This is a genomic window from Brevibacillus sp. 1238 (genome assembly GCF_029892995.1).
Classification (GTDB): domain Bacteria; phylum Bacillota; class Bacilli; order Brevibacillales; family Brevibacillaceae; genus Brevibacillus; species Brevibacillus parabrevis.
The window spans coordinates 32,040-57,195 of the sequence record NZ_JARXWC010000020.1; the positions used below are offsets into that span (position 1 = coordinate 32,040).

A 25,156-nucleotide genomic window follows, 5' to 3' on the forward strand; every position below is an offset into this window, starting at 1 on the left:
ATTATATTCAAGTGTGCCTGATATCTGTACTTTGGAGGATATGAGAATCATGTCTTATGAAAAAGTAGAGCGGGCCAAGGAGTTGACGATCGGTGTTAAGCAAACGATGAAAGCTGTAGAAAACCAGCAGGTTGAAGCAGTGTACATCGCGGTTGATGCTGATAGACGTTTGACCCAAAAAGTCGAGCTCCTTTGCAAAGAGAAGGGTGTTCCAGTCATTCATGTAGATTCCATGCGCCGTCTAGGCAAAGCGTGCGGAATTGAAGTGGGAGCGGCTACCGCTGCGATTAAGAAAAGTGGTTAACGATGTTTTTGTCTGTTGCGCGATGCGTAAAAGATGGACAAGAACTTTCTATTTGGCCTAAAAATGACTCACCTGGATCTGTGGTCTTGAAGATTGGGTATTAAGAAGGGAGGTAACATCATGCCTACAATTAACCAATTGGTGCGTAAAGGTCGCGAGGACAAGGTTGTGAAGTCTAAGTCCCCAGCTTTGCAAAAAGGGTACAACAGCTTCAAGAAAAGCCAAACCAACCAAAGCTCTCCTCAAAAACGTGGTGTTTGCACTCGTGTAGGTACCATGACTCCGAAAAAACCGAACTCCGCGTTGCGTAAATACGCTCGTGTGCGTTTGACAAACGGAATCGAGGTAACAGCTTACATCGGTGGTATTGGCCACAACCTGCAAGAGCATAGCGTCGTGCTGGTGCGCGGCGGTCGTGTAAAAGACTTGCCAGGGGTACGCTACCATATCGTTCGTGGTGCACTTGACACTGCTGGCGTAAACAACCGTAAACAAGGTCGTTCCAAATACGGTACAAAACGTCCAAAACCAGGTCAAGCAGCTGCAGCAGCGAAAAAGAAATAAGAAAAGCGCCTTTGAAGTGGCGTGAATTTATACCGAAAAGAAGGAGGGAATACGATGCCTCGTAAAGGTCCTGTAACCCGTCGTGACGTGTTGCCAGATCCTATTTACAACAGCAAGCTGGTTACTCGCTTGATTAACCGTCTGATGTTGGATGGCAAACGCGGTGTAGCGCAAAATATTCTCTACAACGCATTCACCATCATTCAGGAGCGCACAAGCCGCAACCCGATGGAAGTGTTTGAAGAAGCACTGAAAAACGTAATGCCTGTACTGGAAGTTAAAGCTCGCCGTGTAGGTGGTGCTAACTACCAAGTACCGATCGAAGTAAAACCGGAGCGCCGTACCACTCTTGGTCTGCGTTGGTTGGTTAACTACTCCCGTAACCGTGGAGAGAAAACCATGGAACAACGCCTGGCTAACGAGATCATGGACGCTGCTAACAACACCGGTGCAGCAGTTAAAAAGCGTGAAGACACGCACAAGATGGCTGAAGCGAACAAAGCGTTTGCTCACTATCGCTGGTAGGAAATTGAATCGGGTGTCCGTCTTGGATACCCGTTTATTCAAAAACTCGAGTATGGAAGGAGCATACCTGAATGGCTCGCGAGTTCTCTTTGCCGAATACGCGTAATATCGGTATCATGGCTCACATCGATGCTGGTAAAACGACAACGACTGAGCGTATTCTGTTCTACACCGGTCGCGTTCACAAAATTGGTGAGGTGCACGAAGGTGCAGCAACCATGGACTGGATGGAACAAGAGCAAGAGCGCGGTATCACCATCACTTCGGCTGCTACTACTGCTCAATGGGATGGCCATCGTATCAACATTATCGACACGCCAGGCCACGTAGACTTCACTGTAGAAGTTGAGCGCTCCCTGCGCGTTCTTGACGGTGCTGTAACCGTTTTTGACGCAAAAGGTGGCGTTGAGCCGCAAACCGAAACCGTATGGCGCCAAGCTGACCGCTACGGCGTACCGCGTATGTGCTACATCAACAAAATGGATATCTTGGGTGCTAACTTCGATATGTGCTTGGGACAGATCAAATCTCGTCTGGGTGCAAATCCTGTAGCAGTTCAATATCCAATCGGTGCTGAAGACCAATTCAAAGGTATGGTTGACCTGATCGAAATGAAGGCAATCATCTATACCGATGACCTGGGCAAAACTTCTGACGCTACCGAAATCCCAGCTGACCTGAAAGACAAATGCGAAGAGCTGCGTCTTGCACTGGTTGAAGCAGCTGCGGAACAAGACGAAGAGCTCATGATGAAGTACTTGGAAGGCGAAGAGCTGACCAACGACGAAATCCGCGCAGCTCTGCGTAAAGGTACAATTGAGTGCAAACTGACTCCTGTAATGTGCGGATCTTCTTACCGTAACAAAGGTGTTCAGCCTATGCTGGACAACGTTGTTCGTTATCTGCCATCTCCAGTAGACATTCCTGCAATCAAAGGTACTTTGCCTGACACTGAAGATGAAGTTGAACGTCCAGCTGACGACAACGGTCCGTTCTCTGCTCTTGCTTTCAAGATCATGACTGACCCGTATGTTGGCCGTCTGACTTTCTTCCGCGTTTACTCCGGCGTACTGAACTCCGGTTCTTACGTTCTGAACTCCACAAAAGGTAAACGTGAGCGTGTAGGTCGTATCCTGCAAATGCACGCAAACCACCGCGAAGAGATTCAAATCGTTTACTCCGGTGACATTGCTGCAGCTGTAGGTTTGAAAGATACAACAACTGGTGATACTCTGTGTGATGAAAAGGCTCCAGTAATCCTTGAGTCTATGGAGTTCCCAGAGCCAGTTATCTCTGTTGCGATCGAACCAAAATCCAAAGCAGACCAAGACAAGATGGGTATCGGCCTGTCCAAACTGGCTGAAGAGGATCCAACGTTCAGAACCCGCACAGACGAAGAGACTGGTCAAACGATCATCTCCGGTATGGGTGAGCTTCACCTGGAGATCATTGTTGACCGTCTGAAACGCGAATTTAAAGTCGAGTCGAACGTAGGTGCACCACAAGTAGCTTACCGTGAAACATTCCGGAAAGAAGCGAAAGTGGAAGGTAAATTCGTTCGCCAGTCCGGTGGTCGTGGTCAATACGGTCACGTTTGGGTGGAGTTCGCTCCTCTCGAACCAGGTCAAGGCTTCCAATTCGAAAACAAAATCGTCGGTGGTGTGGTACCGCGCGAATACATCCCTGCTGTACAAGCGGGTATCGAAGAAGCGATGAAAAATGGTGTTATCGCCGGCTTCCCGCTGGTTGATATCAAAGCTACTATCGTAGACGGTAGCTACCATGATGTCGACTCCTCCGAGATGGCATTTAAAGTAGCAGGTTCTCTCGCTCTGAAAGAAGCTGCGAAAAAATGTGGCGCTGTATTGCTCGAGCCAATCATGAAAGTAGAAGTTACAATGCCTGAAGAGTACATGGGCGACGTAATGGGTGACCTGAACTCCCGCCGCGGTCGTATCGAAGGTATGGAAGCTCGTGCAAATGCACAAGTAATCCGTGCAATGGTACCACTGTCCGAGATGTTCGGATACTCCACAGTTCTTCGTTCCCGTACCCAAGGCCGTGGCGTTTACTCCATGGTGATCGACCACTACGAAGAAGTACCTAAATTTATCGCTGAAGAAATCGTTAAGAAATCTAAAGGCGAATAATTTACGGTTCCGCTTTATCTTGAATCAGGAAAGGTTTACAATATTTAAGGTACAACCCTTGGTAGGGTAAACCTTTCTTACCTATAAAACCCTTATCATTTAAGGAGGCTTTAGCTCTCATGGCAAAAGAAAAATTTGAGCGTAATAAACCACACGTTAACATCGGTACTATTGGTCACGTTGACCACGGTAAAACTACCCTGACTGCTGCCATCACTACTGTATTGGCAACACAAGGTAAAGCAAAAGCAATGAACTATGCTGCGATTGACGCTGCTCCAGAAGAAAAAGAGCGCGGTATCACAATCAACACAGCACACGTTGAGTACGAAACTGACAACCGTCACTATGCACACGTTGACTGCCCTGGTCACGCGGACTATGTGAAAAACATGATTACTGGTGCTGCTCAAATGGACGGAGCTATCCTGGTTGTATCCGCAGCTGATGGCCCAATGCCACAAACTCGCGAGCACATCCTGCTCTCCAAACAAGTAGGCGTACCTTACATCGTAGTATTCATGAACAAATGCGACATGGTAGACGATGAAGAGTTGCTCGAACTGGTTGAAATGGAAATCCGTGACCTGCTGTCTCAATACGAGTTCCCAGGTGACGACACTCCAGTAATCAAAGGTTCTGCTAAAGAAGCTTTGGACAACCCAACTGGTGACTGGGCTAAGAAAATCGTTGAACTGATGGACGCTGTTGACAGCTACATCCCAACTCCTGAGCGCGCAACTGACAAGCCTTTCCTGATGCCAGTTGAGGACGTGTTCACAATCACTGGCCGTGGTACAGTTGCTACTGGTCGTGTAGAGCGCGGTATCGTTAAAGTTGGTGACCCAGTTGAGATCATCGGTCTGGCTGAAGAAACAAAAACTTCCACTGTAACTGGTGTTGAGATGTTCCGCAAATTGCTGGATCAAGCTCAAGCTGGTGACAACATCGGTGCTCTCTTGCGCGGTGTAGACCGTAAAGACATCGAGCGTGGACAATGCTTGGCGAAACCAGGTTCCGTTAAGCCTTACACCAAGTTCAAAGCAGAAGTTTACGTTCTGTCCAAAGAAGAGGGCGGACGTCACACTCCTTTCTTTGCTAACTACCGTCCACAATTCTACTTCCGTACAACTGACGTTACAGGTATCATCCAACTGCCAGAAGGCGTTGAAATGATCATGCCTGGCGACAACACTGAGTTCACCGTTGAACTGATCGCTCCAGTAGCGATGGAACAAGGTACTCGCTTCGCGATCCGCGAAGGTGGCCGTACAGTAGGCGCTGGCGTTGTAGCTTCTATCGACGCGTAGGATTTACTGATACGTACAAAAACCCGACAGCATATGTTGTCGGGTTTTTCTTTTTGCCTGTTTACTCTCATCGATTTTCTGCATGGCTCCCATCAAAATGATTCAATAAGCCAATAGATGACCGTGTGCTACAATACGATCAGCGGATGGGGGATAGAGAAATGAAAAACAATGAAAAGCTGTTATTTTTCATGCTGGCTGGCGTAGTCATACTTTGGGGCTTGAACGTGGTAATGGTAAAGTATCTCACGTCGTTTCCGCCGCTGTATGTAGCAGCTATTCGCATGACGGTCGCAGGAATTTGCTTGGCGCCAATCATTTATAAATACAGAACGAGTTTGCGGCTGAAAAAAACAGATTGGCTGTTGATTGCCGGAGTAGGGGCCAGCTCTATTGCGTTGCACCAGATCACATTGGCAGCAGGTGTGCAGACGACTACAGCAGGCAATGCGTCGCTGATCCTCGGATTGAACCCACTGGCAACAGCTCTGCTGGCTATGCTTTTCCTCGGAGAACACATGTCGTGGCAAAAAGGACTCGGCATTGGCGTAGGGTTTGCGGGAGTGTTGATTGTCGTCATTTCGCAACATGGCGGAATCCATATGAACGGCTGGGGAGATGCGATCATGTTTTTCTCCATGCTGATGTACGTCACTGGCGGCTTATTGATTCGCAAGCTTGTCGTCCGGGGAGTTCCTGTGCTGCTGATCACAGCCTTGTCGCAAATGTTCGGAATCGCGTTTTTGTGGGCGACAGCTCTCACGTTGCAACCGGCATCCTACTACTTGTCGCTTGAAGTGTCTGCGTTCCAATGGCTGGTGATCTTCATTTCCGGGGCGCTTTCTACAGCCTTGGGTTCGGTAGGCTGGAATTATGGTATTCGCCAACTGGGAGCAAGCCGAACTGCCTTGTTCTTGAACGGAATGCCAATGGCGAGCCTGTTCTTTGCAGCGCTGTTCCTGGGGGAACAATTAAAGCTGGTCCACATGCTCGCGCTGTTAATGATTGTGGCCGGGGTGTACCTCGGATCAAGAAACCTCGTCAAGACGAAGTCCAGCTCAGCAAAAACGATGGCTAAAATAACAAAAGCGTAGGGAGATCCCTACGCTTTTTCTTCTTGGTCCCACTTGTTCACCATATGATAAGCGGTCAAACGCAGACGCTCAAAAATTTGCTCGCGTATCTCGCCCTCAAGTCCGGTTTTGTCCATCGCCGTTTTCATACAAGCCAACCAGGCTTCTGCCTGTACAGGGCCAATGGGGAACCGAATGTGGCGTGCACGCAGCATCGGATGTCCGTGGCGGTTTGAATAGAGGGTAGGCCCACCGAGAAACTGGGTAAGAAACATATATTGGCGCTCTTTCACTTCCGTAAAGTCTTCGGGGAAGAGCGGAGCAAGGTCAGGGTGCCGGGCAACCAGGTCGTAAAATGTATCAACCAGACGGGACAAAGTATCAGCCCCGCCGATCATCTCATAGGGAGTGCGCATGGTCTCAGACATACAAATAACCTCCTTTGCAATGACGAATCCCTTTAAGTATAACGTGTTCTTTCTATTATAGATAGAACAGTGGCGAGTTGGCAGGGAATCCCGCTTGCCTTTCTGCTCAGAAATCAGTAAGATGTTCAAGGTGAGTCTTTCAGTAGGCTCGCGTGTACAAAAAAATGTGCGGGAAACTAAGAAATCACTTGCGTAGCCCAAATATTTTTAGTACAATATTGAATGTTGGTCATGGACTTGCGATGATGTGGGAGGTTGCTGACACACCCGGCCCCTTTGCCATGACCGGGGTGCAGGATATTTCCACGGAGAAATGTCTGTTTAATAAATGGGCGAAAAAGGAGGGACTAAAATGGCAAAGCAAAAGATTCGTATTCGTTTGAAGGCGTATGATCACAAAATCCTCGATCAATCCGCGGAGAAAATCGTGGACACAGCGAAGCGTTCCGGTGCAAACGTATCCGGTCCAATTCCGCTTCCTACCGAGAAAGCAGTTTATACGATCCTGCGTGCGGTGCATAAGTACAAAGATTCTCGTGAGCAATTCGAGATGCGTACTCACAAACGTTTGATCGACATCTTGAACCCTACACCACAAACAGTAGATGCTTTGATGCGTCTGGATCTGCCGTCTGGTGTAGATATCGAGATCAAACTGTAAGGTCCCAAAAAGCGATACACGCGCAGACGTTGTCTTGATAAGCGTGTTATACCAAGCAACAAACCCTTAAAATGGCACCCCTGCGCATCGATGGGGACTTGATACAACATAAAAAACGTTTTACTGAAATAAGCACAGGAGGTGGCACAAATGACCAAAGGAATCTTAGGGAAAAAACTTGGAATGACTCAAGTTTTTGGTCCAAACGGAACAGCGATCGCTGTAACGGTTATCGAAGCAGGTTCTAACGTGGTTCTTCAAAAGAAAGACGTGGAGAACGACGGCTACGAAGCGATCCAAATCGGCTTCGAAGACAAAAAAGAACAGCGCGCTAACAAGCCGGAAAAAGGCCATGCAGCAAAAGCTAACACTGCTCCTAAGCGCTTCGTTCGCGAAATTCGCGGAATTAACCTCGCTGATTACGAGGTTGGTCAAGAGTTGAAAGTAGACATTTTTGCCGAGGGAGAAATCGTTGACGTATCCGGCGTAACCAAGGGTAAAGGTTTCCAAGGTGCGATCAAACGTCACAACCAATCCCGCGGTCCTATGGCTCACGGTTCGCGTTACCATCGCGGTCCTGGTTCCATGGGTGCTGTCGCTCCAAACCGCGTTTTCAAAGGTCAAACCCTGCCAGGTCAAATGGGTGGCGACAACGTAACCATTCAAAACCTGGAAGTAGTTAAAGTAGATGCTGCTCGCAACCTGATTCTCGTTAAAGGCTCCGTGCCTGGCCCGAAAAACAGCTGCGTGCTCGTATCGACGGCAGTCAAGAAACACTAAGGAAAGGAGGAACTGACATGCCGAAAGTAGCTCTTTATAACCAAACTGGTTCTCAAGTTGGCGAAATCGAATTGGCAGATAGCGTGTTCGGGATTGAGCCTAACAACGCTGTTCTGTACGATGCGATCGTGATGCAACAAGCATCCCAACGTCAAGGAACACACGATGTAAAGAACCGCTCTGAAGTACGTGGTGGTGGCCGCAAGCCATGGCGCCAAAAAGGTACAGGTCGCGCACGCCAAGGTTCCATTCGCTCTCCGCAATGGAAAGGTGGCGGTGTTGTATTCGGTCCAACTCCGCGCAAATACGGTTACAAACTGAACCGTAAAGTTCGCCGTTTGGCTCTGAAATCCGCACTGTCCGCGAAAGTACAAAACAACGAACTCCTGGTTCTGGAAGCTCTGAACTTCGCAGCTCCTAAAACCAAGGAAATGACAGCTGTTCTGAACAGCTTGAAAGCAGATCGCAAAGTTCTGATCGTGACTTCCGAGTACGATCAAAACGTAGCTCTCTCTTCCCGTAACATCCCAGGTGCCAAATTCGTAGATGCTGCAGGCATTAACGTTCTGGATCTGGTAGCGCATGACAAAGTAATCGTGACGAAAGAAGCGGTTGCGAAAGTAGAGGAGGTGCTCGCATAATGAAGAGCCTTCATGATGTCCTTAAACGCCCTGTCATTACCGAGCGCACCACTGACATGATGGCTGAGAAGAAGTACGTTTTCGAAGTACCTCTCAAAGCTAACAAAACAGAAATCAAGCAAGCTGTTGAAAAAGTATTTGGCGTAAAAGTAGAAGCAGTAAACACTGTTCGTGTTCCTGCGAAACCAAAACGCTACGGAAAATACTCCGGTTACACATCCGAGTGGAAGAAAGCAATCGTTAAGCTGACTGATGACAGCAAAGAATTGGCCTTCTACGAGGGAGTATAACCTCGACGACTACCGAAAAGGAGGGTAATAACATGGGTATCAAAAAGTTTAAACCGACTTCTCCTGGTCGTCGCCAAATGACGGTTTCTACTTTCGAGGAGATCACCACATCGACTCCCGAAAAATCCTTGTTGGCGCCTCTCAGCAAAAAAGCTGGTCGCAACAACCAAGGTAGAATTACCGTTCGTCATCAAGGTGGCGGTCATAAACGTAAATACCGTATTATCGACTTCAAGCGTAACAAAGATGGTATCGTAGGTCGCGTAGCTACTATCGAGTACGATCCAAACCGTTCCGCTAACATCGCGCTGATCAACTATGTTGACGGTGAAAAACGTTACATCCTCGCTCCACACAACCTGAAAGTGGGCGACGAGATCGTATCCGGAGCAGATGCCGACATCAAAATCGGTAACGCGCTGCCACTGGAGAAAATCCCGGTAGGTACTACCATCCACAACATCGAGTTGAAACCTGGTAAAGGTGGACAACTGGTGCGTGCAGCTGGTGCTTCTGCTCAACTGCTCGGTCGTGATGGTGAGTTCGTAATCGTTCGCCTGTCTTCCGGTGAAACTCGCCGCATCCATAACGTATGCCGCGCTACCATCGGTCAAGTAGGTAACCTGGATCACGAACTGCTGAACATCGGTAAAGCAGGACGTTCCCGCTGGTTGGGTATCCGTCCAACTGTACGCGGTAGCGTAATGAACCCTAACGATCACCCGCACGGTGGTGGTGAAGGTCGCGCTCCAATCGGTCGTAAAGCACCTGTTACTCCTTGGGGTAAACCAACCCTGGGTCTCAAGACTCGCAAGAAGAAGAACAAGTCCGACCAATACATCATCCGCCGCCGCAAGAAATAAGGTAGGCTGATATAATACCGAACGCCTTTGGCGAAGGGAGGTTCACTAATGGGACGTAGCTTAAAAAAGGGTCCTTTCGTGGATGACCACTTGATGAAAAAAGTTGACGAGCAAAATGAAAAGAACGAGAAACGCGTGATCAAAACTTGGTCTCGCCGTTCCACCATCTTCCCTGAGTTCGTAGGACACACGTTTGCAGTATACGATGGCCGCAAACATGTACCAGTATACGTATCGGAAGACATGGTTGGTCATAAATTGGGTGAATTCGCACCAACTCGTACCTTCAAGGGTCACGTCGACAACGACAAGAAATCCAAGAAGCGCTAAATTTCTCTTGACAGAGAGGAGGTACAAAGATGGAAGCTAAAGCAGTTGCTCGCAATATTCGCATCGCGTCTCGTAAAGTCCGCCTGGTTGTTGACTTGATCAGAGGCAAGCAAGTAGGTGAAGCGTTGGCGATCCTGAAACACACGCCAAAAGCAGCTTCTCCAGTTGTTGAAAAGCTCCTGAAGTCGGCTATTGCAAACGCTGAGCACAACTACGAAATGGATCCTAACAGCCTCGTAGTGAGCAAAATCTTCGTAGACCAAGGTCCTACGTTGAAGCGTTTCCGTCCGCGCGCTATGGGTCGCGCAAGCCGCATCCATAAACGCACAAGCCACATCACAGTGGTACTAAACGAGAAATAAGGAGGGATTACGTGTGGGTCAAAAGGTAAGCCCGGTAGGACTTCGGATCGGTGTCATTCGTGACTGGGAGTCCAAATGGTACGCTGACAAGGACTTCGCAACTCTGTTGCACGAAGACTTGAAAATCCGCAAGTTTGTAAAAGGGCGTCTGAAAGACGCTGCTGTATCCACTATCGAAATCGAACGCGCAGCTAATCGCGTGAACGTTACGATTCACACCGCTAAGCCTGGTATGGTAATTGGTAAAGGTGGAGCTGAGGTTGAAACTCTGCGCAAATCCTTGACTGATCTGACTGGCAAACGCGTTCATATCAATATCAACGAAGTAAAACGTCCGGATCTGGATGCTACTCTGGTAGCTGAAAACATCGCACGTCAACTGGAAAACCGCATTTCCTTCCGCCGTGCGCAAAAGCAATCGATCACTCGTACGCTGCGCGCTGGTGCAAAAGGTATCAAAACTTTGGTAAGCGGTCGTCTTGGCGGCGCGGACATCGCACGTTCTGAAGGTTACAGCGAAGGTACTGTTCCGCTCCATACGCTGCGTGCTGACATCGACTACGGTACTGCTGAAGCACATACCACTTATGGTCGTATCGGTGTAAAAGTATGGATCTATCGTGGAGAAGTCCTTCCAGCGAGAAAGAACGTCGCTACTGAGGAAGGAGGCAAGTAATCATGTTGACGCCAAAACGCGTGAAACACCGTAAACAACACCGCGGGAAAATGGCTGGTAACGCAAAAGGCGGTACTACTGTTGCGTTCGGTGAATACGGATTGCAAGCAATGGAGCCATCTTGGGTAACTAACCGTCAGATCGAGGCTGCTCGTATCGCGATGACTCGTTACATCAAACGTGGCGGTAAAGTATGGATTAAAATCTTCCCTGACAAGCCAATTACACAAAAACCGCTCGAAGTACGGATGGGTTCCGGTAAAGGTTCTCCTGAGAAATGGGTAGCGGTAGTGAAGCCAGGCAAGATCATGTTTGAACTTGCTGGCGTACCTGAAGAAGTCGCTCGCGAAGCTATGCGCCTTGCTATGCACAAGCTGCCTATCAAGTGCAAATTCGTGAAGCGTGAAGAAGTGGGTGGTGACGCACATGAAGGCTAATGAGTTCCGTAATTTGACCACTGCCGAGATCGAACAAAACGTCGCTTCTTTGAAAGAAGAGTTGTTCAACCTTCGTTTCCAGTTGGCTACGGGTCAACTCGAAACCACATCTCGCATTAAACAAGTGCGTAAGGATATTGCTCGTGCGAAAACCATCCTGCGCCAGAGAGAATTGGGAATCGGCTAATTAAAGGAAGGAGGTTTGAACGATGACCGCAGAACGCAATATGCGTCGATCCGTTGTAGGTCGCGTTGTTTCCGACAAAATGGATAAAACCATTGTTGTGCTTGTTGAAACTTACAAGACACACCCGTTGTACGGCAAACGCGTGAAATACTCCAAAAAGTTCAAGGCTCACGACGAGAACAACACGGCAAAAGTGGGCGACATCGTAGAATTGATGGAAACTCGTCCTTTGTCCAAAGATAAACGTTTCCGTTTGGTACGTATCGTCGAAGAGGCAGTAATCGTATAAGTCAGATTTTCGGATATCAAATCCGAAAGGAGGAACAGTAAATGATCCAAACTCAGACGAGATTGGCTGTTGCTGACAACTCCGGTGCAAAGGAACTCATGTGCATCAAGGTTCTGGGTGGTTCCGGTCGCAAAACGGCGAACATCGGTGATGTTATCGTGTGCTCCGTAAAATCCGCTACACCCGGCGGCGTTGTCAAGAAAGGTCAAGTAGTTAAAGCAGTTGTAGTTCGTACTGTAAGTGGCGTTCGTCGTCAAGATGGTTCTTACATTCGTTTTGATGAAAATGCAGCTGTAGTCATCAAAGAAGATAAGTCCCCACGTGGTACTCGTATCTTTGGACCAGTAGCTCGTGAGCTCCGCGACAAAGATTTCATGAAGATCATCTCTCTGGCTCCAGAGGTTATCTAATTGAACGGAAAAACTCAGGCAGTTTGTTCGATAGGAGGTGCACCAAGCGATGCACGTTAAAAAAGGCGACACTGTTATCGTAATTGCGGGCAAAGATAAAGGCAAAAAAGGTCGCGTTCTCGCTGCTTATCCGAAGAAAGAACGCGTACTGGTTGAAGGTATCAACCTCGTGAAGAAACACAGCCGTCCGTCCCAAGCTAACCCGCAAGGTGGCATTGTGACTCAAGAAGCAGCGATTCACGTTTCCAACGTATCTTTGATCGATCCGAAGTCCGGAAAAGCTACTCGCATCGGTTACAAAGTTTTGGATAACGGTAAGAAAGTACGGTATGCGAAAAAGTCTGGCGAAGTACTCGACAAGTAGTCAGGTTGGAAAGGAGGATATCCTAGATGGCAACAAGATTGAAAGAAAAGTACACTAACGAAATCGTGCCTGGTTTGATGAGCAAGTTCAACTACACTTCCATCATGCAAGTGCCGAAAGTAGAAAAGATCATCATCAATATGGGTGTTGGCGAAGCGGTAGGCAACGCTAAATCCTTGGATACTGCGGTTGAAGACCTGCAAATTATCGCTGGTCAAAAGCCTGTAGTAACTCGCGCTAAGAAGTCCATCGCTGGCTTCAAATTGCGTGAAGGTATGCCGATCGGTGCGAAGGTTACCCTGCGCGGCGAGCGTATGTACCACTTCCTCGACAAATTGATGAACGTATCTCTCCCGCGTGTTCGTGACTTCCGTGGAATTTCTTCCAAGGCATTTGACGGTCGCGGTAACTACACACTTGGTCTGAAGGAACAACTGATCTTCCCTGAGATCGAGTACGATAAAATCGACAAAGTTCGCGGTATGGACATCGTAATTGTTACTTCCGCGAAAACGGATGAGGAAGCTCGTGAGTTGCTGACTCAAATGGGTATGCCATTCCGTAAATAAACCCACTCGTAAGGAGGGAAGAATGTGGCAAAGAAATCTATGATCATCAAGCAACAGCGGCAGCCGAAGTTTGCAGTACGCGCGTACACTCGTTGCGAGCGTTGCGGACGTCCTCACTCCGTATTGCGCAAATTCAAACTCTGCCGTATTTGCTTCCGTGAACTTGCTTATAAAGGTCAAATTCCAGGCGTGAAAAAAGCAAGCTGGTAATTTGAAACGGGAAGGAGGTTTTCTCTCATGGTTATGACTGATCCAATCGCAGATATGTTGACACGTATTCGTAACGCCAACATGGTTCGCCACGAGAAAGTGGAAATCCCGGCGTCCACCATCAAGAAGGAAATCGCGCGCATTCTGAAAGAAGAAGGCTTCATCCGCGATGCGGAGTTTGTTGAAGACAACAAACAAGGAATCATCCGCGTATTCCTGAAATATGGTGCGAACAACGAGCGCGTCATCACAGGTCTGAAACGTATCTCCAAACCAGGACTTCGTGTTTATGCAAAAAACAATGAAGTACCTAAGGTTTTGGGTGGCCTCGGTTGCGCGATCATCTCTACATCCACTGGCGTTATGACTGACAAGCAAGCTCGTCAAGCTCATGTTGGTGGAGAAGTTCTTGCATACGTTTGGTAATCAACAGAATGTAAAAAGCACAGGAGGTGCACCACATGTCTCGTGTCGGTAGAAAACCGATCGTGGTACCTGCAGGCGTTACCCTCACTCTGAACGGAACTGAGCTGACGGTAAAGGGCCCTAAGGGTCAACTCGTTCGTAACTTCCATGAAGATATTAAAATCAACATCGCTGAAAACGAAGTAGTAGTAGAGCGTCCAAGCGATAACAAACTTCACCGTTCCCTGCACGGTACAACTCGTGCGCTTGTTGCCAACATGGTAAAAGGCGTATCCGAAGGCTTCACTCGTACCTTGGAACTAGTCGGTGTAGGTTACCGTGCTGCCAAAACTGGCAACGGCGTTACTCTTTCTCTTGGTTTCTCCCACCCAGTGGAAGTTACTCCAGAAGCGGGTATCGAAATCGATGTACCAAACCAAACCACTCTGGTGGTTAAAGGCATCAACAAAGAGCGCGTAGGTCAAGTTGCTGCTGAAATTCGTTCGCTGCGTAAACCTGAGCCTTACAAAGGTAAAGGTATTAAGTACAGTGATGAAGTGGTTCGTCGTAAAGAAGGTAAAAAAGGTAAATAAGCTTCTAGCTTCATGAGAAAGGAGGCCGCTTAATGTTTACGAAAGCTGATAAAAACAAAGCTCGGAAAAAACGTCACCTGCGTATCCGCAAACGTGTGATTGGTACTGCCATTCGCCCACGTCTGAACGTATTCCGTTCTTCTAAGCACATCTACGCTCAACTGATTGATGATGCAACTGGCGTAACACTGGCATCTGCATCTTCTTTGGATAAAGAGCTGGGCCTGAAAAATGGCGCTAACGTGGAAGCTGCTACAGCTGTTGGCACACTGATCGCTAAGCGTGCACAAGAAAAAGGTGCGACTGAAGTGATTTTTGACCGCGGTGGTTACATCTATCATGGACGTATTAAAGCACTGGCAGAAGCAGCTCGTGAAGCTGGTCTGCAATTCTAACAACAAGGAGGGTAAGGAATGCGTATCGACCCTAGCAAATTAGAGCTCGAAGAAAAAGTAGTCGCTGTTAACCGCGTAGCTAAAACGGTTAAAGGTGGACGTCGTATGAGCTTCAGCGCCCTGGTTGTTGTGGGAGACCGTAACGGCCACGTAGGTGCTGGTATGGGTAAAGCTCAAGAAGTTCCAGACGCCATTCGCAAAGCGATTGACGACGCTAAGAAAAAATTGATCCGTGTACCGATGAGAGGAACAACTGTTCCACACGAAGTTATGTGCCAATTCGGTGCTGGTAAAGTTCTCATCAAACCTGCTGCCCCTGGTACAGGTGTTATCGCCGGCGGACCTGTTCGTGCCGTACTCGAACTGGCTGGTGTAGGCGATATCTTGAGTAAGTCTCTTGGTTCCAACAATCCTATCAACATGGTCAACGCTACGCTGGAAGGCCTTGGTCGCCTGAAAACAGCGGAAGATGTCGCGAAATTGCGCGGTAAGACTGTTGACGAGTTGTTGGGTTAATAAGGAGGGAATGAACATGGCAAAATTGCAAATCACCCTCAAACGTAGCCTGATCGGTCGCACTGTAGACCAACAAGATACTGTAAAAGCTCTTGGTCTTCGCAAAATCAACTCCACTGTAGTGAAGGAAGACAACGCTGCAATTCGTGGAATGGTTTTCAAAGTGAAGCACTTGGTTGAAGTGAAAGAAGTAGAAGCATAATTGAACATCTCAATCAGTTAGGAGGTGCAACGTATGAAATTGCATGAACTGCAACCTGCAGAAGGATCCCGTCACACTCGTAAGCGCATCGGTCGCGGTATCGGTAGCGGTACTGGCAAAACTGCTGGTAAAGGTCACAAAGGTCAAAACGCTCGTTCCGGTGGCGGTGTACGCCCAGGTTTCGAGGGTGGTCAAAACCCATTGTACCGTCGTCTGCCTAAGCGTGGTTTCACTAACATCAGCCGCAAAGAATTTGCGATTGTTAGCCTGGACGCGCTGAACCGTTTCGAAGAGGGTACTGTAGTAACGCCTGAACTGTTGAAAGAAACAGGTGTTATCAGCGCGCTGCGCGACGGTGTTAAGGTTCTTGCTAACGGTGAACTGACTGTGAAGCTGACCGTTAAAGCTCACAAGTTCTCCGGAGCTGCTGCTGAGAAGATCGCTCAAGTCGGTGGAACAACCGAGGTGATCTAATGTTAGCGTCCTTAACTAACATTTTTAAGATTGGCGACTTACGTCGTAAGATCCTTTTTACTCTCATGATGTTGGTCGTCTTCCGGATCGGAAGCTTTGTACCCGTTCCTAACGTAAACGTCGAGCTGTTTCAGCAGAACACAAACCACTTGTTGGGCTTGTTGAACACCTTCTCTGGTGGAGCACTGCAAAACTTCTCGATTTTTGCCATGGGTATCATGCCATACATTACGGCCTCGATTATCATGCAGCTGATGTCGATGGATGTAGTGCCTAAGCTGACGCAATGGGCACGCGAAGGGGAAGTTGGCCGTCGCAAGATTGCTACTGTTACCCGTTACGCTACGATCATCCTCGGCTTGATTCAGTCTGTTGGTATGACGATCGGTTTTAATAATATGGCGCCTGGCTTGCTCAAGGACACTTCCGTTGGCAGCTATGCACTCATTGCGTTGACACTGACGGCTGGGACCGCATTCATGATGTGGATGGGGGAACAGATTACGGAAAAGGGTATCGGTAACGGGATTTCGATTCTGATCGTTGCTGGTATCGTCGCGAACATTCCACACGGAATCACGACGATTTACACTACGCAATTCGCTGACCCTTCTCAAAACGTATTCTTCAGCATCGTCAAAGTTGTGATCATTCTGCTGGTGATCCTCGCTATTATCGTCGGGGTTATCTTTATGCAGCAAGGGATTCGTAAAATTCCAGTGCAATACGCGAAGCGAGTGGTTGGACGTAAAATGTACGGTGGTCAATCCACACACATTCCACTGAAAATCAACTCTGCGGGTGTTATTCCTGTAATCTTTGCGGTCTCGCTCGTACTGTTCCCTTCGACAATCGCACAGTTCTGGGTGGATTCATCCGGTACAGGGTTCGCCAACTGGATCTATCGCAACTTCCAAGTCAATGAACCGTTGGGAATGACGTTGTACGCTATCTTGATTCTCGGGTTCACCTATTTCTACACATTTGTTCAGATCAATCCTGTGCAAATGGCAGAGAACATGAGAAAAAATGGCGGTTACATTCCTGGTATCCGACCCGGTAAAAACACTGAGGTTTACATTACTCGTACACTAAACCGCCTTACATTGGCTGGCGCTTTGTTCTTGATGGCAATTGCTATCTTGCCATTCTTCTTCAGTAAGCTGGCTAACTTGCCGCAGCAGATTTACATCGGCGGCACTTCACTCTTGATTGTGATCGGGGTAGCCCTTGATACAATGAAGCAGATCGAAAGCCAGATGATCAAACGCCACTACCAAGGGTTTATCAAGTAATGACTTAGATGTTTACAGAAAAGCCTCTGTAGCTTTTCTTTATGGGACGGAGGGAATGGACGTGAATATAATTCTGATGGGGCTGCCTGGTGCCGGTAAAGGAACACAGGCAGAACGTATCGTAAAAGAGTTTGATATCCCGCACATTTCGACTGGCGACATGTTCCGGGCTGCGGTTAAAAACGAAACGCCGCTCGGACTGCAAGCCAAATCCTTTATGGATAAAGGTTTGCTTGTTCCCGATGAAGTAGTCATCGGAATTGTGCGGGAGCGCCTCTCGATGGAAGACTGCGCAAAGGGTTTCCTGTTGGATGGATTTCCGCGCACAGTTCCACAGGCGGAAGCGTTGACAGCTACCGTAAAAGAGCTGGGACGCGAAATTGATCATGTGATTAATATCAACGTTCATCGCGAGCAATTGATTGAACGTCTGACCGGTCGCTGGATCTGCCCTGTATGTGGAGCTAGCTATCACACGATGTTCAATCCTCCAAAAGAGGCTGGCGTGTGTGACAAAGATGGTGGTAAGCTGTATCAGCGTGAAGATGACAAGATCGAAGTGGTAACACAACGTCTTGACGTCAACATCGCGCAGACTCAGCCACTCATCGACTACTACTCCGCACAGGAACTCCTGCGAGATATCAATGGGGAACAAGATATCCAGGTAGTGTTTGCGGAAATTAAGTCATTGCTAAGAGGGTAATTGCCGAATGATTATCCTGAAGTCGAAAGCAGAACTTGAGGTTATGCGCGAAGCTGGTCGTATCGTCGCACTCACCCATCAAGAACTGGCCAAGGCAATTAAGCCTGGTGTCACGACAAAGCAGCTAGACGAAATTGCCGAGACATTTATTCGCAGCATGGGAGCAGTTCCATCATTTAAAGGCTACGGTGGCTTTCCAGGTAGTATCTGTGCTTCAGTCAATGAAGAACTCGTACACGGGATCCCAGGGAAACGGGCGTTGCAAGAGGGAGACATCATCAGTATCGACATCGGTGCTCAGTTCCAAGGGTACCATGGAGACTCCGCTTGGACGTATCCGGTCGGCAAGATTTCAGCAGAGAATGAAAAGCTGTTGCGGGTAACGGAAGAATCGCTCTTCAAGGGGCTTGAAAAAGCTGTTCCTGGTGGACGATTGTCTGATATCTCACATGCGATTCAAGTTCATGCAGAAGCTGCCGGCTTCACACTCGTCCGCGAGTATGTGGGGCATGGGATTGGGCAAAACTTGCACGAAGATCCGCAGGTTCCTAACTACGGTCCTCCTGATCGGGGGCCGAGGTTAAAACCAGGCATGGTGTTGGCAATTGAGCCAATGGTAAATGCCGGCGAACGTTATGTCCGCACATTGGAGGACAATTGGACGGTAGTAACATTGGATCGGAAAACATGTGCTCATTTTGAACACACCATCGCGATTACGGAAGATGGCTATGAGATTTTTACACGAACATAAAGCGGGAGTTCCGAGTGATTCGGGATTGTCGTCCAACGTGTCGACGATAAGTTCGTTGTGTGATCATTTCGCAAAACTCATGGTCCGACTGAAGAGCAGAAGAAAGGAGAGTTTACCATGGCAAAAGATGATGTAATTGAGGTAGAAGGCACAGTAATTGAGCCTTTGCCGAATGCTATGTTTCGAGTAGAATTGGAGAATGGACACAAAGTCCTTGCTCACGTGTCCGGAAAAATCCGCATGCACTTTATCCGTATCCTGCCGGGGGATAAAGTAACTGTTGAACTGTCGCCGTACGACTTGACCCGCGGACGTATTACGTACCGCTATAAATAGTAAGCAAAACCCCTAGAAAAGGGAGGCAAGAACCATGAAAGTGAGACCTTCGGTTAAACCGATCTGCGAGAAATGCAAGGTTATCCGTCGTAAAGGTAACGTAATGGTTATTTGTGAAAATCCTAAGCATAAGCAAAAACAAGGGTAAACAAGGAGGTGCTTCTGACACATGGCACGTATTGCAGGCGTAGACTTGCCGCGCGAAAAACGCGTTGAAGTTGCTCTTACCTACATTTTTGGTATTGGCCGCCCCACGTCTAAAAAAATTCTGTCTGCCACTGGCGTAGACGTGAACACTCGTGTTCGCGATCTGACAGAAGATGAAGTTAGCAAACTGCGTGAGTACATCGACAAAACCGTTAAGGTGGAAGGCGATCTCCGTCGTGAGATTTCCCTGAACATCAAACGTTTGATGGAAATCGGATGCTTCCGTGGAATCCGTCACCGTCGTGGACTGCCAGTTCGTGGTCAACGCTCTAAAACAAATGCTCGTACACGTAAAGGTCCACGTCGTACGGTAGCAAACAAGAAGAAGTAAAGGAGGGTAAACTGACATGGCGAAAAGAAAACAGGCTACAGCAACTCGTACCCGTCGTCGTGATCGTAAAAATGTTGAAGTCGGCGTAGCACATATCCGCTCTACTTTCAACAACACGATCGTAACCATTACAGATCCACACGGTAACGCGATCTCTTGGTCCAGCGCTGGTTCCCTCGGCTTCAAAGGCTCCCGTAAAAGCACTCCATTTGCTGCACAAATGGCTGCTGAAGCGGCTGCACGTGTTGCTATGGAACATGGCATGCGTTCCCTTGAAGTATCGGTAAAAGGCCCAGGTGCTGGTCGTGAAGCAGCGATCCGTTCCCTGCAAGCAACTGGTCTTGAAGTGAACATGATTAAAGACGTGACGCCAATTCCGCACAACGGTTGCCGTCCACCAAAACGTCGCCGCGTGTAACTGGTTTATATTGTTCAGAACATGTCCATACTAGAATGGTAAATTCTGATTTATAGCTTGTCATGCACGCAAACGGTAAACCGCCGGGGAAATTCCTGAGTGGGCACGTATGCGGCCCACCCAAGGATTTCGACGTTTTGAAGGAGGGTTTGTTTAATGATAGAAATAGAAAAACCAAAAATCGAGGTTGTGGAAGTAAGCGACGACAACTCGTATGGGAAATTTGTTGTAGAACCTCTGGAGCGCGGATACGGAACTACCCTTGGCAACTCGCTGAGACGAATTCTTCTTTCGTCCTTGCCAGGCGCGGCAGTTCGTACTGTTCAAATCGATGGGGTTCTTCACGAGTTCTCGACAGTGGAAGGCGTCGTTGAAGATGTAACCGAGATCATCCTGAACATCAAAGGCTTGGCGCTGAAGATCCATTCCGATGAAGAAAAAGTAATCGAGATCGATGCAGAAGGCGAAGGCGTTGTCAAAGCGGGAGATATCCGTGCTGACAGTGATGTGGAGGTCTTAAACCCTGATCTTCATATTGCAACGTTGGCCAATGGCGGTCGTCTGCATATCCGCATGACAGCTGGACGTGGTCGTGGTTATGTTCAATCAGATGGAAACAAATCCGAGGATCTGCCTATTGGTGTGATTCCGATTGATTCGATCTACACGCCGATCAAGCGCGTTAACTATCAAGTGGAAAATACCCGCGTAGGGCAAATGACCAACTATGATAAATTGACACTTGAGGTTTGGACAAACGGCAGTATCAGTCCGGAAGAAGCCGTAAGTCTCGGCGCCAAAATCATGACGGAGCACTTGAACCTGTTTGTCGGTCTGACCGATGAGGCGAAAGATGCTGAAATCATGGTTGAAAAAGAGGAAGACAAAAAGGAAAAAGTTTTGGAGATGACTATCGAAGAGCTGGATCTTTCTGTTCGTTCCTACAACTGCTTGAAGCGTGCCGGTATCAACACCGTGCAAGAGCTGACGCAGAAGACCGAAGAGGACATGATGAAAGTGCGCAACTTGGGTCGCAAATCTCTGGAAGAAGTGCAGGAAAAGCTGGCTGAGCTGGGACTTTCCCTGCGTAGCGACGACTAGAGTAGCAATTCCAAAAGGCAAGCTTTTGTTCTCTCAAGTCAGTCCCTTTAGGGGGATTACAGATCTGGCTTCCCGACAGTAGAGGTTTCTACGTAGTGTTGCCAGCTTGAAAAGGGAGGTAAAGACAATGGCATACCGTAAATTGGGTCGTCGTAGTTCAGCTCGTAAAGCGTTGTTCCGCGACTTGGTAACTGACCTGATCATCAACGAGCGTATCGAAACTACAGAGATGAAGGCGAAAGAACTGCGCCCAATCGCTGAGAAAATGATCACGCTCGCGAAACGCGGCGATCTGCATGCTCGTCGTCAAGTGGCTGCTTACGTTCGTAAAGAAGTTGCGAACGCAGAAGGTCGCGATGCTGTACAAAAACTGTTCGATGAAATCGCGCCACGCTTCAAAGAGCGCAACGGTGGATACACTCGTATCCTGAAAGCCGGCCCTCGCCGCGGCGACGCTGCTCCAATGGCGTACATCGAATTCGTTTAATAGTGGATAGAAATTGGTCGTTTGACATTGGGAGCGAGACACAACCTCGGCACCGGTGGTAATTGACCGTGAAAAGGGTGGGGGCAGATCTGGTCATAGGCTGGACTCTGATTCAACCCTTTTTTTCTTTCTGTCTGGAGAAATCCTGCTGGTCTGTTGAAGGCTGGGGAGGAAACACCTCATGAATGAAGAGAGCCTGCTGGCACTGCAAGATGTTTCGTATTCCTACGATGGAGAGAATGGCAGTCACGTTCTTGTATTGAAGGATGTCGATCTGACCATTCAAAAAGGTTCCTTTGTGTCCGTACTGGGCCATAACGGGTCCGGCAAGTCTACGATGGCGAAGCTGATGAACGCCTTATTGCTTCCTGAAGGCGGGAGGGTACTTGTCGCTGGCATGGATACTGCCAAGGGAGAGATGGTCTGGGAGATACGCCGTCATGTAGGCATGGTCTTCCAAAACCCTGACAATCAGATTGTCGGAGCTACTGTGGAGGATGATGTCGCCTTCGGGCTTGAAAACATGGGGGTTGATCCCGAGCAGATGCGGCAGCGTATTGATGAGGCATTGGCTTCGGTAGGGATGGCAGCGTACTTGCTGGCACAGCCGCACCGCTTGTCAGGGGGACAAAAGCAGCGCGTGGCGATTGCCGGAATCATGGCAATGCGGCCATCGGTCATCATTTTGGATGAAGCGACAGCTATGCTGGACCCCCAGGGCAGACAGGAAGTGCTGCAACTGGTGAAGACCTTGAATCGTGACGAAGGGATTACCATCATCAATATTACGCATTTCCCGGATGAAGCGATCTACTCAGACCGGGTCGTCGTGATGAATGCCGGAGAAGTTCTGATGGAAGGAACGCCTGAAGAGGTGTTTAATCAGGTCGAGCGTTTGAAGAAAGTCGGACTGGATGTTCCATTCGCTGTCCGGGTTCGGCATGTGCTGGCTTCCAAAGGAATTGATCTCCCGTTTGTACTGCACCAAGAGGAGCTGGTGGAGCACGTATGCAGATTACTTTTGACCAGGTAAGCCATGTTTACGGAAAAGGAACACCGTTTGAGCGTATAGCCTTGCACGACATCTCGTTTATGATTCCATCGGGGTCTTTTGTAGGGATTATCGGGCAAACAGGCTCCGGCAAGTCGACATTGATCCAGCATTTGAACGGCTTGCTTTTGCCAAGCGCCGGGAAAATAACCTTGGGTGATACGGTAATCACCGCGAAGCAGCGATTGCCGCATGAGCAAAGGCGGGATATCGGTCTTGTTTTCCAGTACCCGGAACATCAATTGTTTGAGGAAACGGTAGCGAAGGATGTTGCCTTTGGGCCTTCAAACTTTGAATTGCCGGAAGCGATGGTGGATGCCAGGGTGCGGGAAGCTCTTGAGATCGTTGGTCTGGATTACGAAAAAGTCAAGGATCGCTCCCCGTTTCACATGAGCGGAGGGCAAATGCGGCGTGTAGCGCTGGCGGGTGTTCTGGCCATGCAGCCGAAAGTTCTCGTTTTGGACGAGCCGACAGCCGGTTTGGACCCAGAAGGGCGCAATTTGATCCTCGAAGCGATCTACCGCATTCATCAGGAGCAGAAGCTGACGACGCTCCTGGTCACTCACAGCATGGAAGAGGCGGCGAGGTATGCCGACTATATGCTCGTGCTCGCGCAGGGAAAAGTGGCTTTGCAGGGCAAGCCGGATGAAGTCTTCATGCAGGCAGAACGACTCCGCGAGCTGGCTATGGATGTGCCTGAGACGGTTGCGTTTGTGTCGAGGCTGAACCAGATGCTGCCGGACAAGGAAGGTCTGCCGAACTCCGTCTATCGGGAAGAAGAGTTGATTGCCCATCTGCTGGAACGTCTTTCCGTACCAAAGGAGGGCTAGGCATGCTGCAAAATATAGCCATTGGTCAATACGTACCTGGGCATTCCTTTTTACATCGCGCTGATCCGCGAAGCAAACTGCTCTTTATTATTCTTTTTGCCACGTTAGTCTTTTTGGCTAACAATGCGTTAACATACGCGGTATTGATCGCTTTTACGCTGTATGCCGGGCTGCTGTCCAGGCTTTCGCTTGGCTATATTCTGAAAAGCTTGAAGCCTGTCTGGATACTGATCGTGTTCACCATCGTCCTGCACATTTTCATGACCAAAGGCGGTACCGTCTACTTCCAGTGGGGCTGGTTTACTGTGGAGGAACGCGGGGTGCAGCAAGCAATCTTCATTTCCTTCCGTCTTGGGTTGCTGGTGATCATCAGCTCTTTGCTGACGCTGACTACCTCGCCCATCGATTTGACGGAGGGGCTTGAACGTCTGCTTGGCCCATTTGCCCGGATTGGCGTCCCTGTGCACGATATTGCCTTGATGATGTCGATTGCGATCCGTTTCATACCTACCCTGATGGAAGAGACGGACAAAATCATCAAGGCGCAGACTGCCAGGGGAGCCAACTTTACGAGTGGCAGCCTGATAAAACGCGCGCAGAATCTGATTCCGATTGCGATTCCGCTGTTTGTCAGCGCGTTTCGCCGGGCAGAGGATCTTGCTCTCGCTATGGAAGCCAGAGGATATCGCGGAGGTGTCGGACGGACCCGACTGCACAAGCTTGCCTTTTCCTGGCGAGATGCAGGAATGGCCGTTGCAGGCGTTTTGCTGGCGATTACGATTGGATGGTGGCGAGCATGAGACGGCTGCGCTGTGTTTTAGGATACGACGGAACAGACTTCAGCGGCTTTCAGGTGCAGCCAGACCAGGTGACGGTGCAAGGGGAGATTGAAGCGGCGTTGACGAGAATTACGGGGGAATCGATCCAGATTCACGGCTCAGGACGAACGGACGCAGGCGTGCATGCACGCGGCCAGGTGATTCATTTTGATACGGACAGCCATATTCCTTTGGATAAATGGCGATTCGTGCTGAATAACCAGTTGCCTGATGCCATCGTGATCCGCTCTGTGGAAGAGGTGGCAGAGTCCTTTCACGCCCGTTTTGACGTGCAGGTGAAGGAGTATCGGTATTGCATCGACAACAACCCTGCGCCGGATGTGTTTCGTCATCGCTATGCGGATCATATTCGTTTTCCGCTGGACGTTGCGGCCATGCAGCAAGCTGCCTGTCATTTGGTAGGAGAACATGACTTTACGTCATTTTGCTCAGCCAAAACGTTTGTCGAGGACAAGGTCCGCACGATTTACAGCCTGACAGTAGAGCGCAGCGGCGGCGAAGTATGGGTAACGTGCCGGGGCAATGGCTTTTTGTACAACATGGTGCGCATTATTGTGGGCACCTTGGTGGAAGTCGGGCAGGGCAAACGCCATCCCGATGAACTCAAAAAGATTCTTGCGGCACGCGATCGGGAAATGGCAGGGAAGACAGCGCCAGCCAAAGGTTTGACGATGTGGGAAGTCGTCTATTAACAGACAGATTTCCAACTATTAGACCAAGTGGAGGCACTTGACTACGAGACTGCGATGTAGTACGATATTCCTTGGTATTTTAACCCCGCCTAGCCCCACTC

41 protein-coding genes are annotated in these 25,156 nt (G+C 48.9%); 40 read left to right on the top strand and 1 reads right to left on the bottom strand.

Annotated features, from left to right (window positions below; all coding sequences use genetic code 11):
- Window positions 1-49: 49 nt before the first annotated feature.
- The 6 genes from M2298_RS26760 (at window position 50) to M2298_RS26785 (ending at window position 5,947) form a co-directional block, all read left to right on the top strand.
- On the top strand, window positions 50-304 hold the full coding sequence (locus M2298_RS26760; protein WP_122966806.1) for a 50S ribosomal protein L7ae-like protein: 255 nt from the start codon (window positions 50-52) through the stop codon (window positions 302-304).
- Window positions 305-424: 120 nt separating this feature from the next.
- Entirely contained in the window at window positions 425-868 is a 444-nt protein-coding gene (gene rpsL, locus M2298_RS26765; protein WP_005828873.1) for a 30S ribosomal protein S12, read from the top strand.
- A 54-nt stretch (window positions 869-922) separates the two neighbouring features.
- On the top strand, window positions 923-1,393 hold the full coding sequence (gene rpsG, locus M2298_RS26770; RefSeq protein WP_063231114.1) for a 30S ribosomal protein S7: 471 nt from the start codon (window positions 923-925) through the stop codon (window positions 1,391-1,393).
- 71 nt (window positions 1,394-1,464) lie between these two features.
- The gene (fusA, locus tag M2298_RS26775) at window positions 1,465-3,543 is read left to right on the top strand and encodes an elongation factor G (RefSeq protein WP_063231113.1); all 2,079 of its coding nucleotides are present in this window, start codon (window positions 1,465-1,467) and stop codon (window positions 3,541-3,543) included.
- Between the two features lie 119 nt (window positions 3,544-3,662).
- Complete coding sequence (tuf, locus tag M2298_RS26780) at window positions 3,663-4,853, top strand: elongation factor Tu (protein WP_122966804.1); 1,191 nt, start codon at window positions 3,663-3,665, stop codon at window positions 4,851-4,853.
- A gap of 161 nt (window positions 4,854-5,014) precedes the next feature.
- Window positions 5,015-5,947, top strand: a complete 933-nt coding sequence (locus tag M2298_RS26785) for a DMT family transporter (protein ID WP_173598086.1) — start codon at window positions 5,015-5,017, stop codon at window positions 5,945-5,947.
- Between the two features lie 8 nt (window positions 5,948-5,955).
- On the opposite strand, the gene M2298_RS26790 is transcribed toward M2298_RS26785, so the two are convergent.
- Window positions 5,956-6,354 carry a globin domain-containing protein gene (locus tag M2298_RS26790; RefSeq protein ID WP_122966802.1) on the bottom strand — a complete coding sequence of 133 codons (399 nt, stop codon included), beginning with the start codon at window positions 6,352-6,354 and terminating at the stop codon, window positions 5,956-5,958.
- A 352-nt stretch (window positions 6,355-6,706) separates the two neighbouring features.
- Between M2298_RS26790 and rpsJ the strand changes: the two genes are divergently transcribed.
- The 34 genes from rpsJ (at window position 6,707) to truA (ending at window position 25,055) form a co-directional block, all read left to right on the top strand.
- The gene (gene rpsJ / locus M2298_RS26795; protein WP_005828858.1) at window positions 6,707-7,015 is read left to right on the top strand and encodes a 30S ribosomal protein S10; all 309 of its coding nucleotides are present in this window, start codon (window positions 6,707-6,709) and stop codon (window positions 7,013-7,015) included.
- Window positions 7,016-7,165: 150 nt separating this feature from the next.
- Entirely contained in the window at window positions 7,166-7,795 is a 630-nt protein-coding gene (rplC, locus tag M2298_RS26800) for a 50S ribosomal protein L3 (protein ID WP_122966800.1), read from the top strand.
- Window positions 7,796-7,812: 17 nt separating this feature from the next.
- Window positions 7,813-8,436 (top strand): 50S ribosomal protein L4, encoded by a 624-nt coding sequence (gene rplD / locus M2298_RS26805; RefSeq protein WP_063231108.1) that lies wholly within the window; start codon window positions 7,813-7,815, stop codon window positions 8,434-8,436.
- The gene (gene rplW / locus M2298_RS26810; protein WP_007716243.1) at window positions 8,436-8,726 is read left to right on the top strand and encodes a 50S ribosomal protein L23; all 291 of its coding nucleotides are present in this window, start codon (window positions 8,436-8,438) and stop codon (window positions 8,724-8,726) included. The genes rplD and rplW overlap by 1 nt, the downstream gene beginning before the upstream one ends.
- A 32-nt stretch (window positions 8,727-8,758) precedes the next feature.
- The gene (gene rplB, locus M2298_RS26815; RefSeq protein WP_063231107.1) at window positions 8,759-9,589 is read left to right on the top strand and encodes a 50S ribosomal protein L2; all 831 of its coding nucleotides are present in this window, start codon (window positions 8,759-8,761) and stop codon (window positions 9,587-9,589) included.
- 48 nt (window positions 9,590-9,637) lie between these two features.
- The gene (rpsS, locus tag M2298_RS26820; protein WP_005828846.1) at window positions 9,638-9,919 is read left to right on the top strand and encodes a 30S ribosomal protein S19; all 282 of its coding nucleotides are present in this window, start codon (window positions 9,638-9,640) and stop codon (window positions 9,917-9,919) included.
- A gap of 29 nt (window positions 9,920-9,948) precedes the next feature.
- Window positions 9,949-10,281 carry a 50S ribosomal protein L22 gene (rplV, locus tag M2298_RS26825; protein WP_063231106.1) on the top strand — a complete coding sequence of 111 codons (333 nt, stop codon included), beginning with the start codon at window positions 9,949-9,951 and terminating at the stop codon, window positions 10,279-10,281.
- A 13-nt stretch (window positions 10,282-10,294) separates the two neighbouring features.
- The gene (gene rpsC, locus M2298_RS26830) at window positions 10,295-10,957 is read left to right on the top strand and encodes a 30S ribosomal protein S3 (protein WP_063231105.1); all 663 of its coding nucleotides are present in this window, start codon (window positions 10,295-10,297) and stop codon (window positions 10,955-10,957) included.
- A 2-nt stretch (window positions 10,958-10,959) separates the two neighbouring features.
- The gene (rplP, locus tag M2298_RS26835; RefSeq protein ID WP_063231104.1) at window positions 10,960-11,394 is read left to right on the top strand and encodes a 50S ribosomal protein L16; all 435 of its coding nucleotides are present in this window, start codon (window positions 10,960-10,962) and stop codon (window positions 11,392-11,394) included.
- Window positions 11,384-11,581: a 50S ribosomal protein L29 gene (gene rpmC / locus M2298_RS26840; protein WP_005828838.1), complete on the top strand. Its 198-nt coding sequence runs from the start codon at window positions 11,384-11,386 to the stop codon at window positions 11,579-11,581. Before rplP ends, rpmC begins: the two co-directional genes overlap by 11 nt.
- A gap of 22 nt (window positions 11,582-11,603) precedes the next feature.
- Window positions 11,604-11,870 (top strand): 30S ribosomal protein S17, encoded by a 267-nt coding sequence (rpsQ, locus tag M2298_RS26845; RefSeq protein WP_005828837.1) that lies wholly within the window; start codon window positions 11,604-11,606, stop codon window positions 11,868-11,870.
- 41 nt (window positions 11,871-11,911) lie between these two features.
- Entirely contained in the window at window positions 11,912-12,280 is a 369-nt protein-coding gene (gene rplN / locus M2298_RS26850; protein WP_005828835.1) for a 50S ribosomal protein L14, read from the top strand.
- A 49-nt stretch (window positions 12,281-12,329) separates the two neighbouring features.
- Window positions 12,330-12,644, top strand: coding sequence for a 50S ribosomal protein L24 (rplX, locus tag M2298_RS26855; RefSeq protein ID WP_005828833.1), 315 nt, complete (start codon window positions 12,330-12,332; stop codon window positions 12,642-12,644).
- A 26-nt stretch (window positions 12,645-12,670) separates the two neighbouring features.
- Window positions 12,671-13,213 carry a 50S ribosomal protein L5 gene (gene rplE / locus M2298_RS26860; RefSeq protein ID WP_063231103.1) on the top strand — a complete coding sequence of 181 codons (543 nt, stop codon included), beginning with the start codon at window positions 12,671-12,673 and terminating at the stop codon, window positions 13,211-13,213.
- A gap of 24 nt (window positions 13,214-13,237) precedes the next feature.
- Window positions 13,238-13,423, top strand: coding sequence for a type Z 30S ribosomal protein S14 (locus M2298_RS26865; RefSeq protein WP_005828830.1), 186 nt, complete (start codon window positions 13,238-13,240; stop codon window positions 13,421-13,423).
- A gap of 27 nt (window positions 13,424-13,450) precedes the next feature.
- A complete protein-coding gene (rpsH, locus tag M2298_RS26870; RefSeq protein ID WP_047074701.1) occupies window positions 13,451-13,849 on the top strand; it encodes a 30S ribosomal protein S8 in 399 nt (132 codons plus the stop codon).
- Window positions 13,850-13,884: 35 nt separating this feature from the next.
- The gene (gene rplF, locus M2298_RS26875) at window positions 13,885-14,421 is read left to right on the top strand and encodes a 50S ribosomal protein L6 (protein WP_063231102.1); all 537 of its coding nucleotides are present in this window, start codon (window positions 13,885-13,887) and stop codon (window positions 14,419-14,421) included.
- Window positions 14,422-14,453: 32 nt separating this feature from the next.
- The gene (rplR, locus tag M2298_RS26880; protein ID WP_063231101.1) at window positions 14,454-14,816 is read left to right on the top strand and encodes a 50S ribosomal protein L18; all 363 of its coding nucleotides are present in this window, start codon (window positions 14,454-14,456) and stop codon (window positions 14,814-14,816) included.
- Window positions 14,817-14,834: 18 nt separating this feature from the next.
- The gene (gene rpsE, locus M2298_RS26885; RefSeq protein WP_047074695.1) at window positions 14,835-15,332 is read left to right on the top strand and encodes a 30S ribosomal protein S5; all 498 of its coding nucleotides are present in this window, start codon (window positions 14,835-14,837) and stop codon (window positions 15,330-15,332) included.
- A 16-nt stretch (window positions 15,333-15,348) separates the two neighbouring features.
- Complete coding sequence (gene rpmD / locus M2298_RS26890) at window positions 15,349-15,534, top strand: 50S ribosomal protein L30 (RefSeq protein ID WP_007716270.1); 186 nt, start codon at window positions 15,349-15,351, stop codon at window positions 15,532-15,534.
- Window positions 15,535-15,567: 33 nt separating this feature from the next.
- Window positions 15,568-16,008: a 50S ribosomal protein L15 gene (gene rplO, locus M2298_RS26895; RefSeq protein WP_007716272.1), complete on the top strand. Its 441-nt coding sequence runs from the start codon at window positions 15,568-15,570 to the stop codon at window positions 16,006-16,008.
- Window positions 16,008-17,303: a preprotein translocase subunit SecY gene (secY, locus tag M2298_RS26900; protein ID WP_122966799.1), complete on the top strand. Its 1,296-nt coding sequence runs from the start codon at window positions 16,008-16,010 to the stop codon at window positions 17,301-17,303. Before rplO ends, secY begins: the two co-directional genes overlap by 1 nt.
- Window positions 17,304-17,364: 61 nt before the next feature.
- Window positions 17,365-18,009: an adenylate kinase gene (locus M2298_RS26905; protein ID WP_063231099.1), complete on the top strand. Its 645-nt coding sequence runs from the start codon at window positions 17,365-17,367 to the stop codon at window positions 18,007-18,009.
- A gap of 7 nt (window positions 18,010-18,016) precedes the next feature.
- Window positions 18,017-18,763, top strand: coding sequence for a type I methionyl aminopeptidase (gene map / locus M2298_RS26910; protein ID WP_005828809.1), 747 nt, complete (start codon window positions 18,017-18,019; stop codon window positions 18,761-18,763).
- Between the two features lie 117 nt (window positions 18,764-18,880).
- Entirely contained in the window at window positions 18,881-19,099 is a 219-nt protein-coding gene (gene infA / locus M2298_RS26915) for a translation initiation factor IF-1 (protein ID WP_003333772.1), read from the top strand.
- Window positions 19,100-19,133: 34 nt separating this feature from the next.
- Entirely contained in the window at window positions 19,134-19,247 is a 114-nt protein-coding gene (gene rpmJ, locus M2298_RS26920) for a 50S ribosomal protein L36 (protein ID WP_003333770.1), read from the top strand.
- A gap of 21 nt (window positions 19,248-19,268) precedes the next feature.
- Window positions 19,269-19,637: a 30S ribosomal protein S13 gene (gene rpsM / locus M2298_RS26925; protein ID WP_063231098.1), complete on the top strand. Its 369-nt coding sequence runs from the start codon at window positions 19,269-19,271 to the stop codon at window positions 19,635-19,637.
- Window positions 19,638-19,653: 16 nt separating this feature from the next.
- Complete coding sequence (gene rpsK / locus M2298_RS26930) at window positions 19,654-20,055, top strand: 30S ribosomal protein S11 (protein ID WP_005828803.1); 402 nt, start codon at window positions 19,654-19,656, stop codon at window positions 20,053-20,055.
- 156 nt (window positions 20,056-20,211) lie between these two features.
- Complete coding sequence (locus M2298_RS26935) at window positions 20,212-21,156, top strand: DNA-directed RNA polymerase subunit alpha (RefSeq protein ID WP_005828801.1); 945 nt, start codon at window positions 20,212-20,214, stop codon at window positions 21,154-21,156.
- Between the two features lie 127 nt (window positions 21,157-21,283).
- Window positions 21,284-21,643 (top strand): 50S ribosomal protein L17, encoded by a 360-nt coding sequence (gene rplQ / locus M2298_RS26940; protein WP_063231097.1) that lies wholly within the window; start codon window positions 21,284-21,286, stop codon window positions 21,641-21,643.
- Between the two features lie 181 nt (window positions 21,644-21,824).
- Window positions 21,825-22,676 (top strand): energy-coupling factor transporter ATPase, encoded by an 852-nt coding sequence (locus tag M2298_RS26945; RefSeq protein WP_242773172.1) that lies wholly within the window; start codon window positions 21,825-21,827, stop codon window positions 22,674-22,676.
- Window positions 22,652-23,524: an energy-coupling factor transporter ATPase gene (locus M2298_RS26950; protein ID WP_122966797.1), complete on the top strand. Its 873-nt coding sequence runs from the start codon at window positions 22,652-22,654 to the stop codon at window positions 23,522-23,524. The genes M2298_RS26945 and M2298_RS26950 overlap by 25 nt, the downstream gene beginning before the upstream one ends.
- Window positions 23,525-23,526: 2 nt before the next feature.
- On the top strand, window positions 23,527-24,324 hold the full coding sequence (locus M2298_RS26955) for an energy-coupling factor transporter transmembrane component T family protein (protein ID WP_122966796.1): 798 nt from the start codon (window positions 23,527-23,529) through the stop codon (window positions 24,322-24,324).
- The gene (truA, locus tag M2298_RS26960; RefSeq protein WP_173599894.1) at window positions 24,321-25,055 is read left to right on the top strand and encodes a tRNA pseudouridine(38-40) synthase TruA; all 735 of its coding nucleotides are present in this window, start codon (window positions 24,321-24,323) and stop codon (window positions 25,053-25,055) included. Before M2298_RS26955 ends, truA begins: the two co-directional genes overlap by 4 nt.
- Window positions 25,056-25,156: the final 101 nt, after the last annotated feature.